Raw genomic sequence first — 15,758 nt, 5'->3', positions numbered from 1 at the left:
CAAGATGAAAAAAAATATTTTATCAATCGTTCTTTTACTTGTAACAAGTATAACCGTTGCCCAAAAAAATCAACGTATCGCTTATATTGATATGGAGTACATACTTCAAAGTATCCCTGCATATTTAGAAGCTCAAAACTCCTTAGATGCTAAAGTTGAAAAATGGAAAGCTCGATTAGACAAAGAGGCTCGTGCTATTGAAGTTTTAAAAACTGATTTAACTAATGAGAAAGCCATTTTAACTAAAGATTTAATCGAAGAGCGTGAAGAAGACATCAGTATTAAGCAAGAATCTTTACGAAGATTAGAGTCTTTATATTTTGGTCCAAACGGTGATATGTATAATTTAAGAAAGCAACTAGTAAAACCTGTACAAGACCAAGTATACAACGCTGTACAAACAATTGCATCTAGAAAAAAGTACGACTTTGTTTTTGACAAATCTAGCGATTTAGTTATGCTATATTCCAACAAAAAACACGATATTAGCGACCTTGTTGTTCAAATGATTAATATAGATCAAAGAAGGCAAGCTAAGAAGGATAAAATTGAAGCTAAAAAGTCATTACTTAAAAATGACAACTTAAGTGATGAGCAAAAAGAAAAAATAGCTAAAAGAGAAGAATTAAAAAAGAAAAAAGAAGCTGATAGACTTGCTAAAATTAAACAAATTGAAGAAAAAAGAAAGCAACGTTTAGAAGAAAGAGCTAACAAAAGAAAGCTTTTACAAGAAAAGAGAAAAGCCTTATTAAAAGCTCAGGAAGAAGCTAGAAAGAAAAAAGAAGAAGAAACAAAAGAGAACAAATAAATCAAGAATAAAATAACATTAATTAAATTAAACAAAGATGAAACATTTAAAAACGTTATTATTAGTTGCAATTTTTACGATTGGATTAGGTGGTGTGGCGAATGCACAAAAAACTGCACATATTAACACTGATAAATTATTAGCTGAAATGCCTGCTACAAAAGCTATGAAAGCTGAGCTAGAGAAGCTAAACAAAACATACCGTGACGACATTGAAACAATGTATAAGAAACTAGAAGCTAAAATGAAAAAATATGAAGCTGAAGGTAAAAGTCAAACACAAGAAGTAAACCAAAAAAGAGCTGTTGAAGTTCAACAAGAAAGATTAAGAATTAGTCAAGCTGAGCAAGCTGCTGGTAAAGAAATGCAAAAGAAATACCAAGAAAAAACTATTCCTATTTTAAAGAGAGCTGAAGACGCTATTAAAGCTGTTGCTGCTGAAAAAGGAATTATCTATGTTTTAGATGCTGCTCCAGGTAAAGGTTTAATCGTTTACGACAAAGGAGAAGATATTTACGATGCTGTAAGAGCTAAATTAGGATTCTAAAAAAGAATACATATATTTATATAAAAATCCTGCTGTTTAAACAGCAGGATTTTTATTTTTGTTATGAGTATGAAAACTATTGCACAACAACCTATTGGTATTTTTGATTCTGGTATTGGCGGCACATCTATATGGAAAGAAATTCACCAACTCCTACCACAAGAACATACTATTTATCTATCAGATAGTAAGAATGCCCCTTACGGTCAAAAATCAACAAAAGAAATAATTGATTTGTCAATTAAAAACACCAAATTTTTAATTGAAAATGGAGCTAAAATCATTGTTGTTGCTTGCAATACAGCTACTACCAATGCTATTGAATATTTAAGAAGTAATTACAAAATTCCTTTTATTGGTATAGAACCTGCAATTAAACCTGCTTCATTAAATACCCAAACAGGTACAATTGGTATACTTGCCACAAAAGGCACTTTAAATAGTGCTTTATTTGAAAAAACCACTTCTAGTTTAAATGATGAAATAAATATTATAGAACAAGTTGGTGAAGGCTTGGTTGAGCTAATAGAAAATGGTAAAATTCACTCTGATGAGATGACCTTTTTATTAAAGAAGTACATAACTCCCATGTTAGAGAAAAAGTGTGATTATATTGTTTTAGGTTGTACACATTACCCATATTTACTACCCCAAATACAAAAAATTACTGGAAAAAAAGTCAAAATTATAGATTCAGGTGAAGCTGTTGCTAAACAAGTTAAAAATATTTTAACACAACAAAATCTACTCAATCTAAGTAACGAGATACCAAATAATACTTTTTATATTAATAAAGATAAAAGTGTTTTAGAAGTTATGCTTAAAAACTATGAAAACAGTAAAATTAGCTTTCTTGATTTTTAATATGTAAAACTTCCATTGATATTAGGACACGCTGCTGCTCTTCTTTTAGTGCAGAATAAATTTATCCCTAATGATAATTGATGAAAGCCTCCATTTGAAAATACCACATCTCCTGTTTGTTGTGTATATGTGTAAGCAAACATCCAATTTTTGTAGTTAACTCCTACAATAGGGGTTATATATTGAGAGTCCCCAAAAACATTTCCTCCGAAACTTCTTCTATAAGATAATGCTGCCCATAACTGAGCTGCACTTAAAGTTTTGTATACTTTAAAGTTTATATCTGCTATCTTCTCTTCAGTTTGTTCTTTATACTGAAACATTAATGAAGGTTCAAATTGTAGTTTTTTCTTATCTCCAAAGAAATACCCTCCTCCTAAAATATAATTTCTAAGATTATACGATTCAAAATCTGGATTTAAATTATTCTTTGCTGACAAAAAAATGTTTTTTACAGTAAAATAAGATGATAGCCCGTTTTTATGGTATGCCATTCCAAAATCAGCATTAAAATAAAAATCACTTTCTATAACCTGACTTACTGTAGGATCATTTACAAAAGTTCTTTGATCTCTTTCATTTTGGACTACAGAAAAAGACAATCCAAAAGACAATTGATTAAAAAGATTTTCATTTCCCATGTCAATATGGTATGCATAGGTTCCCTGAATGCCTTTTTGAGAATGATACCCATTTTTATCATTAAAAAGAATTACACCTAATCCAGTATTAGAATACTCTCCTAATTTTGCATGGAAACTAGCTGTTTGCAATGCTGGTGCATCATCTACTCCCAGCCATTGTTGGCGTGCCGTTAATCTTATTTTCCCGCAATCACCTATACCTGCAGCTGCAGGATGTAATAAGTATACATTGTCTGATAAATAATCTGCATAAATAGGTAATGTTTCTTGTCCTGAAACTCTATAGATTATACATAAAAATAAAAAAGTGATAGTAGCAATTCTTCCCCCCATAAATTTTGTAAATAGTAAAAGAACTCCAAATATAGTTAAGAGATATTATAATTTATGTTAATTTTTAAAAATAAGAGAGATTTAGACTTAAATAATACTTTTATAATTAATTTTTTTTCTTAAATATTGATGGACTAACATTTTTTACTTCTTTAAACTTCCTATTAAAGTTAGATAAGTTATTAAAACCACACCTATATGCTATCGAGCTGATTGCAAGACTTTTATCTGAAACTAATAACTTACATGCATTTTCAATGCGTAATTCGTTTAAAAAAGTAAAATATGTTTTATTTGTTCGTTGTTTAAAGTATCTACAGAAAGCATTAGGCGTCATATTTGCTTTTTCTGCAATCTCGTACAAATCTATATTTTTATCAAAATTATTCATTGTAAAATCCATAACATTACGCATCCTCTTTCCTTCATTATCTGTATATTTCTTTGGATAAATAAAATTAGCTAATTCAGCTGTCTTTGAATTAACTAATATTTTCAAAACCTGAAGTAAACCTATAAAACGATTAAGATTACTTGATTGCTGTAGCTCCAATAAAATATCCATCACTTGTTCTCTATTTTCTAACAGTCTAAACCCTGATGTGGATTTTTCAAAAAAAGGAATCAACTCTTTAAAATCATCCAGCAAGAAAAAATTCTTTCCAAATGAGTCTTTTGTAAAGAAAAGCGAAATCATAAAAGATTCTTTAATAACAGAAGCATCACTTTTAAAAACATGTGGTAAATTACTTCCTATTACTAGAACATCTCCTGATGAGTATTTATTTATAGTATCACCAACAACTAATGTACCTTCACCTCTAACTATTATGCATAACTGTATTTCTTCATGTTGATGAAATTTATCATAAAAATATTGTTCTTTATCTTCTTGATATATTAATCCAATATTTTGAGTTTTTGGTATTTTAAAGGGTAAAACTTTCATTGATAAATTGCTATTCTTATTCAAAAATATGCAAATACTATTAATATAATACAACAAAGACATTATATAGGTTAATATAGTATCACTATCAGATAATTTCAAGTTAAAACTCTCTTTATCTTACACATAACTTTGCAATAAAAAAACAATATTACAATGAGTATAAATTGGAAGGGTGTAATGCCAGCAGTAACTACAAAGTTTACAAATGATGATACTTTAGACTTAAAGATGTTTGAAGTGAACATAAAAGCACAACTTAATGCTGGTGTACATGGAATAGTATTAGGTGGTACTTTAGGAGAAGCTAGTACATTATCTGATGATGAAAAAAGAACACTAACAAGAACTACGGTTCAGTTAGTTAACAACCATGTTCCTGTATTAATAAACATAGCAGAACAAACAACTAAAGGAGCTATTGAAGCCGCCCAAAAGGCTGAAGAAGACGGAGCCAAGGGGTTAATGATGCTCCCTCCTATGCGGTATAAATCTGGTGATAGAGAAACTGTTGAATATTTCAAAGCAGTAGCAAAAAACACATCACTTCCAATTATGGTGTATAACAATCCTGTTGACTATAAAATTGAAGTTACACTAGATATGTTTGAAGAATTATTAAAATGTGATAATATTGAAGCTGTAAAAGAATCTACCCGAGATATTTCTAACGTAACAAGAATTAAAAACCGTTTTGGAAATCGTTTAAAAATAATGACAGGTGTTGACACTTTAGCTTTAGAAAGCCTATTAATGGGAGCTGATGGATGGATTGCTGGTTTAGTTTGTGCTTTTCCTAAAGAAACTGTTGCTATTTACGAATTACAAAAAGCAGGACGCATACAAGAAGCTTTAGAAATTTATCGCTGGTTTTTACCGTTGTTAGAATTAGATATAAACCCTAAATTAGTACAAAACATTAAACTAGCAGAAGTAGCTACAGGTATAGGTACTGAAAATGTACGAGCACCAAGGCTACCTTTAATTGGTGAAGAGCGTAAACACGTTTTAAGCGTAATAGAAACAGGTTTAAAAAACAGACCAACATTACCTGATTATAAATCGTTAGCTATTTAAATCTTCATCATTTATTCATTAATTTATCTAATATGATTACAGGAAAGAACTACATAGGAAGTCAATTAGTTGCATCAGGGAATAAAACGTATAAAACATTTAACCCTGAATCAAATCAGGAAAATGAGCATATTTTTACCGAAGCAACTCAAAAAGAAATTAATAATGCGGTCGATTTAGCTTCAAAAGCATTTAAAGAGTATAGAACTGTTTCTGGCGAAAGAAAAGCTGAATTTTTAAATGCTATTGCTGATGAAATTTTAGCCTTAGACAATGAATTGATACAAACTTATTGTTCAGAATCAGGATTACCAGAAGGACGTGCAAAAGGAGAGCGAGGAAGAACTGTATTTCAATTACGTTCTTTTGCTGATTTAGTTGAAGAAGGCTCATGGGTAGAGGCTACTATTGATACTGCTATTCCTGATAGAGAACCAAGCCCTAAATCAGATTTACGCAAAATGAACATTCCCTTGGGGCCTGTAGTTGTGTTTGGTGCAAGTAATTTCCCTCTTGCCTATTCTACAGCAGGTGGAGATACTGCAGCTGCATTAGCTGCTGGTTGTCCTGTAATAGTTAAGTCACACCCAATGCATGCAGGTACAGGTGAACTTATAGCTTCGGCTATTATTAAAGCCGCAGAAAAAACAGAAATGCCTAATGGTGTTTTTTCTAACATAAACTCTAGTGGTATTGAAGTAGGACAGCAATTAGTCGCTCACCCAAAAGTAAAAGCTGTTGGCTTTACAGGTAGTATTCGTGGTGGTAGAGCTCTGTTAGATTTAGCTGCAAAACGTGAAGAGCCAATTCCTGTGTTTGCTGAAATGGGAAGTATTAACCCAGTTATTATGCTTCCAAAAGCATTACAAAATAGAGCGGAAAACTTAGCGACAACTTACGCTAACTCTATTACGTTGGGTACGGGGCAATTTTGTACAAATCCTGGGTTAATCTTAGGAATAAAAAGTGATGCTTTGGATAGTTTTATTAGCTCTTTAGCTAAAAAAATTGTGGAAATCAATCCAACTTGTATGCTACATCCTAACATTGTTGGAGCATATGAGAATAACAAAACTAAAGCTATTGCTCAAGAAGGCTTAGCTGTAATTGCTAATTACAAAGAAAACACACAACCTAACTATGCTTCACAAATAATCACAACAGTTGAAGGGAAAACATTTTTAGATAATCCAACTTTACACCAAGAAGTATTTGGTCCATATTCTATGGTAGTTCAATGTGAAGACGAAAAACAGTTAGAAGAAATAATTTCAAATTTAGAAGGACAACTTACTGGAACTCTTATTTCTGATGCTAATGAAGTAGCAAACTATCCAACTATAATTGCTGCTTTACAAAACAGGGTTGGAAGAATTATTTTTAACGGTGTTCCTACTGGAGTAGAAGTTTGCCCGTCAATGGTTCATGGAGGCCCTTATCCTGCATCAACAGACAGTCGATTCACAGCTGTAGGAGTCCACTCTATTAAACGTTGGGTGCGTCCTTTTAGTTATCAAGATTGGCCAAACAATATATTACCTGATGAACTAAAAAATGAAAACCCTTTACATATTTTACGTTCTGTTAACGGTAAACTAACAAAAGAAGATATAGTATAACAAAATTTAATAATTTCTTTAGAAAATCTCTGAGTACAAAACCTTACTTTTGGAGCATCTAAAGAAATTGAAACAAAGCCAGCTTCGTCTTTCCAAATAGAAAAATTTGAAGGGTTTTTTCTACTACAGAATACAAGCTGGCGATTCAATTTTAAGATGAAAAAAACTTTTTTTTGCGTTGACGCACATACTTGTGGAAACCCTGTTAGAGTGGTTGCTGGTGGAGGTCCTAATTTAATAGGTAACAACATGAGCGAAAAACGTCAACACTTCCTTAAAGAATATGATTGGATTCGTAAAGGTTTAATGTTTGAACCTCGCGGTCATGATATGATGAGTGGCTCAATCTTATTTCCTCCTCACAACCCAGAAAATGATTTTGCTATTTTATTTATTGAAACTTCTGGATGTTTACCAATGTGTGGTCATGGAACAATTGGAACAATCACTATAGCAATTGAAGAAGGTCTAGTTACCCCTAAAGTTCCAGGAAAAATTAAAATGGAGGCCCCTGCTGGTTTAGTTGAAATTGAATATCAACAAACCGGTAAAAAGGTAAATTGGGTTCGACTAACTAATGTAAAAAGCTATTTAGCAGCTGAAGGACTAATAATAGATTGTCCTGAATTAGGAGAAATTACTTTTGATGTTGCCTATGGAGGAAATTATTACGCAATTGTAGATCCTCAAAAAAACTTTTCAGGAGTTCATGATTTTACTGCTTCTAAAATTATTCAATACTCTCAAGTTATTAGAGACCGTATTAATGAAAAATATCCTAATATGTTTATCCATCCAGAGAATGATACAATCAGAGATGTAACTCATATGTTATGGACAGGAAATCCAATTGACCCAACCTCATCAGGAAGGAATGCTGTTTTTTATGGTGACAAAGCGATTGACAGAAGTCCGTGTGGCACAGGAACCTCTGCTCGTTTAGCTCAACTATATGCCAAAGGAAAGTTGCAACTTGGAGAAGAATTTATTCATGAAAGTTTTATTGGAAGTAAATTTATTGGTAGAGTAGAAAAAGAAACTACTTTAAATGGTAAACCAGCTATTATTCCTAGTATTCAAGGGTGGGCTAAAATATACGGATACAACACCATTATTATTGATGATGAAGATGATCCTTATGCTCATGGTTTTCAAGTTATTTAATATTTTTATACGTTACAATATGTCATCTCGAGCATAGTCAAGAATTTTTATGAATAAAGATATTATTATCATCGGTGGCGGTATTATAGGTTTATCTACCGCATACTACCTTCAAAAAGAAGGCCACAAAGTAACCATAATCGAAAAATCTAATTTTTCATCGGGAGCTTCGTTTGTTAATGCAGGAATCATTACTCCCAGCCATATCGTTTCTTTGGCTGCTCCGGGAATGATTACAAAAGGACTTAAGTGGATGCTCAGTTCTACCAGTCCATTATCTATAAAACCTCGTCTAGATTTCGACTTTTTACAATGGGCTTGGTTTTTTAAAAAATCAGCAACTCGTAAAAAAGTTGCAACTTCTATTCCTGTTATCAAAGACATTAATTTATTCAGTCGAGAATTATACGAAGAAATAAAGGCTTCAAAAGATTTTGACTTTCATTATCAGCATAAAGGATTGATGATGTATTATAAAACTGATAAAATGGGTGAAGAGGAATGGAATGTTGGAAAACTTGGTATTAAGGAAGGACTAAAAGTTGAGCTTTTGACTAAAGAAGAAACTCAGAAGTTAGAGCCTAATATTCAATTGAATATTAAAGGGGCTGTATATTACCATTCTGATGCTCACATGACTCCAAATGAGTATATGAAACAAATGAAACTATATTTAGAACAAAATGACGTTACTTTTTTGTCTAATCAAGAAGTTTTAGACTTTCATATTTCTAATGGTAAAGTAATGTCTATCAGAACAGAAAACAATACTATTGTTGCAGATGAGTTTATTTTAACCACAGGGTCTTGGACACAAAAACTAGCTAAAAAACTTGGGATTAATATTCCTGTTCAAGCAGGTAAAGGATACCGAATTAATGTAAAAAGTAAGACCAATATTACAATCCCTGCTATTTTAACTGAAGCTAAAGTTGCAGTAACTCCTATGAATGGATTTACACGTTTTGGAGGCATGATGGAAATTGCTGGTATCAATAATAAAGTCAATAAAAAAAGAGTACATGCCATAGTTGATGCTAGTAAAAGTTACTATAACAATTTAAACATCAATCAAGAAGAAATAAACAATGTTGAAACTGGCTTACGACCTTGTTCTCCTGACGGTTTACCTTACATAGGCAGACTATCAAAGGTTAAAAATGTAACTGTAGCAACTGGACATGCTATGATGGGATGGAGTTTAGGTCCTGCTACGGGTAAATTAGTTTCTGAGATTATTGATATTAAAAAAACAAGTTTAGATATCACTCCATTTAATGTTGAGCGTTTTAACTAAACTAAAAACTCAAGAAGCTAAAACAATAGCTCTTGAGTTTTATTTAAAACAAACAATAAAAAAACAGACTTTTAAATATCTTTTACGTAGACTTTATCTATAAATTTCGAAATCAAGAGTCTAGCAACTCCCATATAACTAAGTTTAAATTTTACTTTATCGCCTACTTTATATTTTGTTTTTCCTGATTCATTTTTATTCAGACCTACATCAATCACTAACATATCTGAAGTAATTCCTACAAAAGAAATATCCTTATCTTCTACTTCTATATCATCTTTATCAACATCTAATAAACCAAAATCTAAAATAGCTTTGTAAGATGTTTCTTGTACATCATTTTCGTCATATTCTGAAGTGTGTCCAATACTTGCTTCACTAATAATACCATCAGGCACTATTTTTTTCTTTTCTAACTCTATCACATTTGCATAAAACTCAAATGTTTCTGTATGCAAATCTTTAAATCGCTTATTTTCTAACGGACTTACTCCAAAAAATGCAGCTTCTCCAATTCTAAAATGATTAATGTCTTTTGGAACAACTTTATTTTCTACCAATGGTAATGTAATTGATGTTCCTCCAGAAACGTACTTTAAATCTTTATTGAATTTTGCCGATATAAGCTCTTTATATAACGATAATTGTAATAGCTTATCATATGTAGGTTCCACTCCATACATGCATCCTAAATTTGAACCTATACCTATTACTTCGATATTAGATAAGTTAAATACTTTTTCATAAAACCCTAAAATGTCATCTCTTTTTACTCCTTCTCTTAATTCACCCATTTCAATCATAATAATAATTTTATGGATTTTATTTTTCTTCTTTGCTGCTTCATTAAGCGACTCTATAGTAGATAAAGAACTGTTTAAAGAAATATCTGCGTACTCTACCACATCATCTGCATAAATATTTGCTGGTGGTTTTATATATATGGTACGTAAATCTGGATTCACCTCTCTTAAGTTTCTTAAACTTGTTAACCTAGAGTCACCAATTGAATTTATTTTTTCTGTTACGTCAGAAGTTAAAATTGCTTTTAAGAATGTTTTATCTCCTGAGAAAACTTTTGTCACCAAGCTCCATTCAATATGATTTTCTTCAAAAAAGTCACTTAATTTCTTTATGTTATCTTTTATTCTTTCAGAATATATAATTAATTCTGCCATAATTATTTTGTTATTATTCTTGGTAAATTCTCAGGAAGTCGTGTTAATAATTCATAATTAATGATTTGTATCGAATCGTTAAATGATGAAACTGTTATTTCAACATCACCTTGACTTCCTATTAATACAACTTCATCTCCTTTTTCAATAGTATCAGCATGTGTTATATCTACTGCCATCATATTCATATTGATAGTTCCTATTATTTTATGTCTTTGTCCTCTAATTAAAACTTTTCCTTTATTACTAAGAGAACGGCTATATCCTGAAGAATACCCAACAGGAATAATTGCTATTTTGGTTTCTTGGTTTGTAAAGTATGATGTACCATAGCCAATAAACTGACCTGCTTTTATCGTTTTAACATCCATAACTTCTGTTTTCCAAGATATGATTCTTTTTAGCGGATTTTCTACAATTTTCTCTTTAGTTAAATAGTGAACTAATATTTCTTTTGTAGGAAAAAAACCAAATTGTAAAATCCCAACTCTTACCAAATCCAACCTTGTTGTTGGATATCGAATTGTAGCTGCTGAACTTGCTAAGTGGTAAGTTGGATTAAACAAATCAAGTTCTTTTATTCTCTTTGTTACATTTTTAAATTTTTTCTTTTGGTCAGTTATTCTCTTGTAATTTGATATACTTTCTGCTCCTGCCAAATGAGAACAAATTCCTTTAACATCAACAAATTCTTTATGCTTCTCAATATATTTAAGAACTTTTGTTGCTTCTTTCGGAATAAACCCTGTTCTGTTCATTCCCGTTTCGATTTCTAAATGAATTTTCGCTCTTCTTTTTACTTTTTTTGCTGCTTCTATCGCTTTTTGGAGTCTGTTTTCTTCAAAAACAAAAAATTCTACCCCATTTTCTATTGCCCATGGTAACTGACTGTTTTCAATCATTCCCATTATCATAATAGTTACATCTTCATAAGGTAGTGTTTTTTTTACATCAAAAGCCTCATTAGCATCAGAAACACTAAAGTGCCTTACACCGTACTTATACGCCAACATACAGTAGGTTTTAATTCCATGACCGTAAGCATTTCCTTTTACTACAGATGAAAAAACAGTAGTTTCTCCTATTATTCCACGTATAAAATTGATATTATTTTTTATTGCTGATTCAGATAATTCTAAATAAGATGTATGAGTCATTATTATTGAACTTCTTTTAAAATATTATAAAATAGTTGTGCTCCTGTAACTGTTATTTCATCAGGGAAATCATAGTCTGGATTATGTAGTGCTGGAGTATTCTTTCCTGCTCCTAACCCAAACATAGCTCCTTTATATTGCTGTGTAAACAATCCAAAGTCTTCACCCCATTTAAACGGGGTGTTTATTTCATTAATTGATAAATTTAGTTTTTTTGCTGCCGATTTTATATATACAACGGCTTCTTTGTTATTTTTATTTGCGTAAAATTCTTCAAACCAAGAAGTATTAATACTTAACTTTTCTTTTTCTTCAAGCTTTTGAAGTAGTTCTTCAAGGTTATTCTGTTTTTCTTTCATTAAACGTGTACTCCAACTTCTTAATGTAAGATGTACTTCTCCATACCCAGCTGATACTCCATAGGCTTTTTCTCCCATGGTTATATAAACAGGTGTAGCTAAGTAAAAATCAGGATTTTCAGGTGTATTTTTAGTTTCTGTTTTTATAAAATGAAGAATTTCAGCAATTGCGTTAGCTGGATTGTACCCTTTTTCTGGTTCTGCTGCATGTGCTGTTTTTCCTTCTAAAGTAATTACAACACTTTTTACATTGCTGGTAAACTCATTTTCTTTTACAACTATTTCTCGTTTAGTAAAACCAGGTAAATTGTGCAACGCAAAAACATAATCTATATTTAATTGTTTAAAACATAAATCTTCTAAAACTGACTGTGCTCCTCTTCCATTTTCTTCTGAAGGTTGAAAGAGCAACAACACTTTTCCTTTTGGCAAAGGATTTTCTGTAAGTAGTTTTGCTACTCCAAGTAAAATTGTTGTATGCCCATCATGTCCACATTTATGCGAGACCCCTTCATTTACAGACTTATGTTCAAAAGTATTGACTTCTTGAATGGGCAACGCATCAATATCAGCTCTTAGCATAACTGTTTTTCCCTCTTCATTTCCGTTAAATATTGCTAGTAACCCTGTTTTGGCTACTGGTAACACTTTACAAGATGTGTGTTCCTCTAAAAAAGTTTGTATTCTTTTCTTAGTTTCGTATTCTTCTTCAGAAACTTCAGGAAACTTATGTAATTCTTTTCTTACCTTCTCTAAAGTATTCTTTAGGCTTTCCATGTTTTTTGGTTATTGGTTAACTGAATTATTGAAAATACGATAGCAGATAATGTAATTCCAAAGAAATTTGCATCTAAACCAAAAGGTAGTTTTACCTCTAAAATAATTAATAGTAAAGTGGTAAGTCCTCCTGAAATCATAGCGTAAAAAGCGGCAATTGGTGATGGCTTTTTTAGTAATAATGTTCCTAAAACAGGAACTAACAAACCTGATACCATAAAAGCATACGAATACAACATTAACTCTAATACATTTTGCATTTTTGTTGCCAATACAATCGCTAAACCTCCTATTAAAAAGGTTATAAATTGTGAGTTTTTTATACTGATACTCTTCTTGAAATACCCAAAAATATCCGTTGTTAAATTCCCTGAAGCTGCCATTAAACAACTGTCTGCTGTAGACATGATTGCCGAAAAATAAGCCGACATCATTAATCCCATTAAACCTACTGGTAAAATACTTCTTAATAACAATGGAAGACCTAATTCTGCATCTAATTCTACCCCAGGAGCATATCCTATACTTGCAAACATTCCTTGTTCGTAAGCTACTCTTGAAAATAATCCTAAAGCAACTCCCATAAATGCCATTATTGGATATTCAAAAAACCCCGCTATTTTCCATGCTTTTTTTGCTGTTTTTTCATCTTTACATGCATAAATTCGTTGGTATAAAGTCATTCCAACAAACCAAATAGGTACTATAGTAATTATCCAGTTAAACATATCAATAAACGAAACGTTTGTTAGTGACAAAAAGCTGGCTGGTAAAATTTCTTTAATTCCATTCCATCCTCCGACTTCCATATAGCCAATAGGAATTCCAATACCTATTAAACCTACCATTAGAATTATCCACTGAATGGTATCTGTATAAATCACAGCTTTTATTCCTCCAATAACTGTATACACCACTGCAATGACTCCCATAATTAAAACTGCATTTGTTATAGATATTGACGGGAATGTAGCTGATGCTAGTTTTGCTCCTGCTAAAATTTGTGAACTTGTAAAACCAATGTAACCTATTAACGAAATAATTCCTGCCATTAGAGCTACTTTTGTATTGTAGTGAAAAGCTAATGACTCTGGAAACGTTAAAAAATGATGTTTTTTAGCTATGGGATATACTTTTGGGATTAAAAAAACGGCGCTTATCCAAGCACCTAATAATCCTGTAAAAAGCATCCAGCTACCGGAGAGTCCCATTAAAAAACCAAGACCTCCTAAGCCAATAGAAAAACCTCCTCCAACATCCGTTGCAACAACAGATAGTCCTATATGACCTGCTGACATGTTTCTTCCTCCTACATAGTAATCGTCTTTTGATTTGTTTTTATTCATGAAGTAAACCCCTACTCCAAGCATAAAAACCAGATATATCACAAATATTAATAGATCAATAAAATGTATATCCATATCTTATTTTTCCTGCTCTAATAAAAACTGCTCTTTGTACTGAGCCTTTTTTAATTGCTCCCTTCTGCTTACAGATGGTTTTGTGTATTCTTTTCTTTCTCTTATTTCTTGTAATACTTTTGTATTCCTATATTTTCTTCTGTAGCGTTTAATCGCCCTATCGATGTTTTCACCTTCTTTTACTTGTATTATTAACATATTTATATCTTTTTAAATTATTATTTCTACTTTCAATCAATTGAACAAAGTCGAAACTAACCTAAATAAGTTTGTAATACTTTGGTTCTCGATCTTTGTTTTAACCTTCTAATTCCTTTCTCTTTAATTTGACGAACACGTTCTCTTGTTAAATCAAAAGTTTCTCCTATTTCAGTTAAACTCATAGGTCGGTAATTTTCTAAACCATAAAATAGCTTTATGATATCGGATTCTCTAGGAGATAGTGTTTCTAAACTTCTACTAATTTCCAACTGTAAAGATTCTTGCATTAAGTCTTTATCTGGTTTAGGAGCTTCAGAAGCTTTCATAACATCGTATAAATTTGATGTTTCTCCTTCTTTTAGAGGTGCATCCATAGAAATATGCCTCCCTGAATTTTTCATTGACTGTTTTACGTCTGAAACCGTCATATCTAAAACTTTAGCAATTTCTTCTGGAGTTGGCATGCGCTCATTACTTTGTTCAAGCTTAGATACTGCCTTATTAATTTTACTAATGCTTCCTATTTTATTCAACGGTAAACGAACCACACGAGATTGTTCTGCTAAAGCCTGTAAAATAGACTGACGTATCCACCAAACTGCATACGATATAAACTTAAATCCACGTGTTTCATCAAAACGTCTTGCTGCCTTAACCAAACCTATATTTCCTTCATTAATTAAGTCAGAAAGCCTTAACCCTTGATTTTGATATTGTTTTGCTACCGACACTACAAAACGTAAGTTAGCATTTACCAAAGTTTCTAGTGCTCTTTGGTCACCTGCTTTGATTTTTTGAGCTAACTCAACCTCTTCATCTGCAGTAATCAAATCAATCTTACCTATTTCTTGTAAGTACTTCTCAATAGATTTTGATTCTCTATTGGTAACTTGTTTTGTTATTTTTAACTGTCTCATATTATCTCTTTAGTCTCATTTCTAAATACGGAGTGGTAAATCCTAGCTTTTCGTATAAAAACTTAGCTGGATTGTCTTTTTCTACATGTAAAGCAATATCTCCTTTACAGTTTTCAATAGCATGTGTCATTATTTTTCTTCCAACTCCTTTTCCTCTATATTCATTATGAGTGGCTATGTACACTAAAATGTTTTCTGGGATATACTCATCCATTCCAGTTTTATTTATTACCACTGCTCCTACAATTTCACCTTTATCTTCTATCGTAAAAACATACCCACCTAATCCTGTTCGCTCTTTTGCTGCATAGTCTATTGCTTTACGAATTGCTGATTTTTCATCTCCATATTTTTCAAGGTGTTTGTATAAAAAGTTAGTTACTCTTTCTATTTCTAAAGGGGTTATACGATTAAATGCATCGTAAGTTTTTATTGTCATAATTTTA

Annotated in this window: 16 protein-coding genes; 7 read left to right on the top strand and 9 right to left on the bottom strand. The window is 31.6% G+C overall.

The window, feature by feature from the left end; all coding sequences use genetic code 11:
* Positions 1-4: 4 nt before the first annotated feature.
* The 3 genes from ACKTTR_RS02540 to murI all read left to right on the top strand — a co-directional run bounded on the left by ACKTTR_RS02540 (position 5) and on the right by murI (position 2,219).
* Positions 5-808 carry an OmpH family outer membrane protein gene (locus ACKTTR_RS02540; RefSeq protein WP_408026379.1) on the top strand — a complete coding sequence of 268 codons (804 nt, stop codon included), beginning with the start codon at positions 5-7 and terminating at the stop codon, positions 806-808.
* A 37-nt stretch (positions 809-845) separates the two neighbouring features.
* Positions 846-1,355 (top strand): OmpH family outer membrane protein, encoded by a 510-nt coding sequence (locus ACKTTR_RS02535; RefSeq protein WP_408026378.1) that lies wholly within the window; start codon positions 846-848, stop codon positions 1,353-1,355.
* A 69-nt stretch (positions 1,356-1,424) separates the two neighbouring features.
* Positions 1,425-2,219 carry a glutamate racemase gene (gene murI, locus ACKTTR_RS02530; RefSeq protein ID WP_408026377.1) on the top strand — a complete coding sequence of 265 codons (795 nt, stop codon included), beginning with the start codon at positions 1,425-1,427 and terminating at the stop codon, positions 2,217-2,219.
* Here murI and ACKTTR_RS02525 read toward each other — a convergent pair.
* Together ACKTTR_RS02525 and ACKTTR_RS02520 are read right to left on the bottom strand one after the other, a co-directional pair.
* Positions 2,216-3,196: a PorP/SprF family type IX secretion system membrane protein gene (locus ACKTTR_RS02525; RefSeq protein ID WP_408026376.1), complete on the bottom strand. Its 981-nt coding sequence runs from the start codon at positions 3,194-3,196 to the stop codon at positions 2,216-2,218. The genes murI and ACKTTR_RS02525 overlap by 4 nt on opposite strands.
* A 106-nt stretch (positions 3,197-3,302) precedes the next feature.
* Positions 3,303-4,145, bottom strand: a complete 843-nt coding sequence (locus tag ACKTTR_RS02520; RefSeq protein ID WP_408026375.1) for an AraC family transcriptional regulator — start codon at positions 4,143-4,145, stop codon at positions 3,303-3,305.
* A gap of 156 nt (positions 4,146-4,301) precedes the next feature.
* On the opposite strand from ACKTTR_RS02520, the gene ACKTTR_RS02515 reads away from it, so the two are divergent.
* The 4 genes from ACKTTR_RS02515 to ACKTTR_RS02500 all read left to right on the top strand — a co-directional run bounded on the left by ACKTTR_RS02515 (position 4,302) and on the right by ACKTTR_RS02500 (position 9,302).
* Positions 4,302-5,222: a dihydrodipicolinate synthase family protein gene (locus ACKTTR_RS02515; protein WP_408026374.1), complete on the top strand. Its 921-nt coding sequence runs from the start codon at positions 4,302-4,304 to the stop codon at positions 5,220-5,222.
* Between the two features lie 32 nt (positions 5,223-5,254).
* The gene (locus tag ACKTTR_RS02510; RefSeq protein ID WP_408026373.1) at positions 5,255-6,841 is read left to right on the top strand and encodes an aldehyde dehydrogenase (NADP(+)); all 1,587 of its coding nucleotides are present in this window, start codon (positions 5,255-5,257) and stop codon (positions 6,839-6,841) included.
* Between the two features lie 156 nt (positions 6,842-6,997).
* A complete protein-coding gene (locus ACKTTR_RS02505) occupies positions 6,998-8,005 on the top strand; it encodes a 4-hydroxyproline epimerase (RefSeq protein WP_408026372.1) in 1,008 nt (335 codons plus the stop codon).
* 49 nt (positions 8,006-8,054) lie between these two features.
* Complete coding sequence (locus ACKTTR_RS02500; protein WP_408026371.1) at positions 8,055-9,302, top strand: NAD(P)/FAD-dependent oxidoreductase; 1,248 nt, start codon at positions 8,055-8,057, stop codon at positions 9,300-9,302.
* A gap of 71 nt (positions 9,303-9,373) precedes the next feature.
* Here ACKTTR_RS02500 and ACKTTR_RS02495 read toward each other — a convergent pair whose 3' ends face one another.
* From ACKTTR_RS02495 to ACKTTR_RS02465, 7 genes are all read right to left on the bottom strand, one after another.
* On the bottom strand, positions 9,374-10,480 hold the full coding sequence (locus ACKTTR_RS02495) for an alanine racemase (RefSeq protein WP_408026370.1): 1,107 nt from the start codon (positions 10,478-10,480) through the stop codon (positions 9,374-9,376).
* A gap of 2 nt (positions 10,481-10,482) precedes the next feature.
* Entirely contained in the window at positions 10,483-11,637 is a 1,155-nt protein-coding gene (gene alr, locus ACKTTR_RS02490) for an alanine racemase (RefSeq protein WP_408026369.1), read from the bottom strand.
* A 2-nt stretch (positions 11,638-11,639) separates the two neighbouring features.
* Positions 11,640-12,773, bottom strand: coding sequence for an amidohydrolase (locus tag ACKTTR_RS02485; protein WP_408026368.1), 1,134 nt, complete (start codon positions 12,771-12,773; stop codon positions 11,640-11,642).
* Positions 12,761-14,119 (bottom strand): sodium:solute symporter family protein, encoded by a 1,359-nt coding sequence (locus ACKTTR_RS02480; RefSeq protein ID WP_408026367.1) that lies wholly within the window; start codon positions 14,117-14,119, stop codon positions 12,761-12,763. Before ACKTTR_RS02480 ends, ACKTTR_RS02485 begins: the two co-directional genes overlap by 13 nt.
* A 78-nt stretch (positions 14,120-14,197) precedes the next feature.
* Entirely contained in the window at positions 14,198-14,392 is a 195-nt protein-coding gene (gene rpsU / locus ACKTTR_RS02475; RefSeq protein ID WP_099215800.1) for a 30S ribosomal protein S21, read from the bottom strand.
* Between the two features lie 56 nt (positions 14,393-14,448).
* Positions 14,449-15,312, bottom strand: coding sequence for a sigma-70 family RNA polymerase sigma factor (locus tag ACKTTR_RS02470; protein ID WP_330487649.1), 864 nt, complete (start codon positions 15,310-15,312; stop codon positions 14,449-14,451).
* Position 15,313: 1 nt separating this feature from the next.
* The gene (locus ACKTTR_RS02465) at positions 15,314-15,751 is read right to left on the bottom strand and encodes a GNAT family N-acetyltransferase (RefSeq protein ID WP_408026366.1); all 438 of its coding nucleotides are present in this window, start codon (positions 15,749-15,751) and stop codon (positions 15,314-15,316) included.
* Positions 15,752-15,758: the final 7 nt, after the last annotated feature.

The organism is Tenacibaculum litoreum (assembly GCF_964513915.1).
Lineage (GTDB): Bacteria > Bacteroidota > Bacteroidia > Flavobacteriales > Flavobacteriaceae > Polaribacter > Polaribacter litoreum.
The sequence above is the reverse complement of the archived record's forward strand: the minus strand, read 5'-3'. Positions and strand labels throughout refer to the sequence as shown.

Coding starts and splice junctions, on each gene's coding strand:
- ACKTTR_RS02540 (WP_408026379.1), top strand. CDS start 5: ATGAAAAAAAATATTTTATCAATCGTTCTTTTACTTGTAACAAGTATA.
- ACKTTR_RS02535 (WP_408026378.1), top strand. CDS start 846: ATGAAACATTTAAAAACGTTATTATTAGTTGCAATTTTTACGATTGGA.
- murI (WP_408026377.1), top strand. CDS start 1,425: ATGAAAACTATTGCACAACAACCTATTGGTATTTTTGATTCTGGTATT.
- ACKTTR_RS02525 (WP_408026376.1), bottom strand. CDS start 3,196: ATGGGGGGAAGAATTGCTACTATCACTTTTTTATTTTTATGTATAATC.
- ACKTTR_RS02520 (WP_408026375.1), bottom strand. CDS start 4,145: ATGAAAGTTTTACCCTTTAAAATACCAAAAACTCAAAATATTGGATTA.
- ACKTTR_RS02515 (WP_408026374.1), top strand. CDS start 4,302: ATGAGTATAAATTGGAAGGGTGTAATGCCAGCAGTAACTACAAAGTTT.
- ACKTTR_RS02510 (WP_408026373.1), top strand. CDS start 5,255: ATGATTACAGGAAAGAACTACATAGGAAGTCAATTAGTTGCATCAGGG.
- ACKTTR_RS02505 (WP_408026372.1), top strand. CDS start 6,998: ATGAAAAAAACTTTTTTTTGCGTTGACGCACATACTTGTGGAAACCCT.
- ACKTTR_RS02500 (WP_408026371.1), top strand. CDS start 8,055: ATGAATAAAGATATTATTATCATCGGTGGCGGTATTATAGGTTTATCT.
- ACKTTR_RS02495 (WP_408026370.1), bottom strand. CDS start 10,480: ATGGCAGAATTAATTATATATTCTGAAAGAATAAAAGATAACATAAAG.
- alr (WP_408026369.1), bottom strand. CDS start 11,637: ATGACTCATACATCTTATTTAGAATTATCTGAATCAGCAATAAAAAAT.
- ACKTTR_RS02485 (WP_408026368.1), bottom strand. CDS start 12,773: ATGGAAAGCCTAAAGAATACTTTAGAGAAGGTAAGAAAAGAATTACAT.
- ACKTTR_RS02480 (WP_408026367.1), bottom strand. CDS start 14,119: ATGAATAAAAACAAATCAAAAGACGATTACTATGTAGGAGGAAGAAAC.
- rpsU (WP_099215800.1), bottom strand. CDS start 14,392: ATGTTAATAATACAAGTAAAAGAAGGTGAAAACATCGATAGGGCGATT.
- ACKTTR_RS02470 (WP_330487649.1), bottom strand. CDS start 15,312: ATGAGACAGTTAAAAATAACAAAACAAGTTACCAATAGAGAATCAAAA.
- ACKTTR_RS02465 (WP_408026366.1), bottom strand. CDS start 15,751: ATGACAATAAAAACTTACGATGCATTTAATCGTATAACCCCTTTAGAA.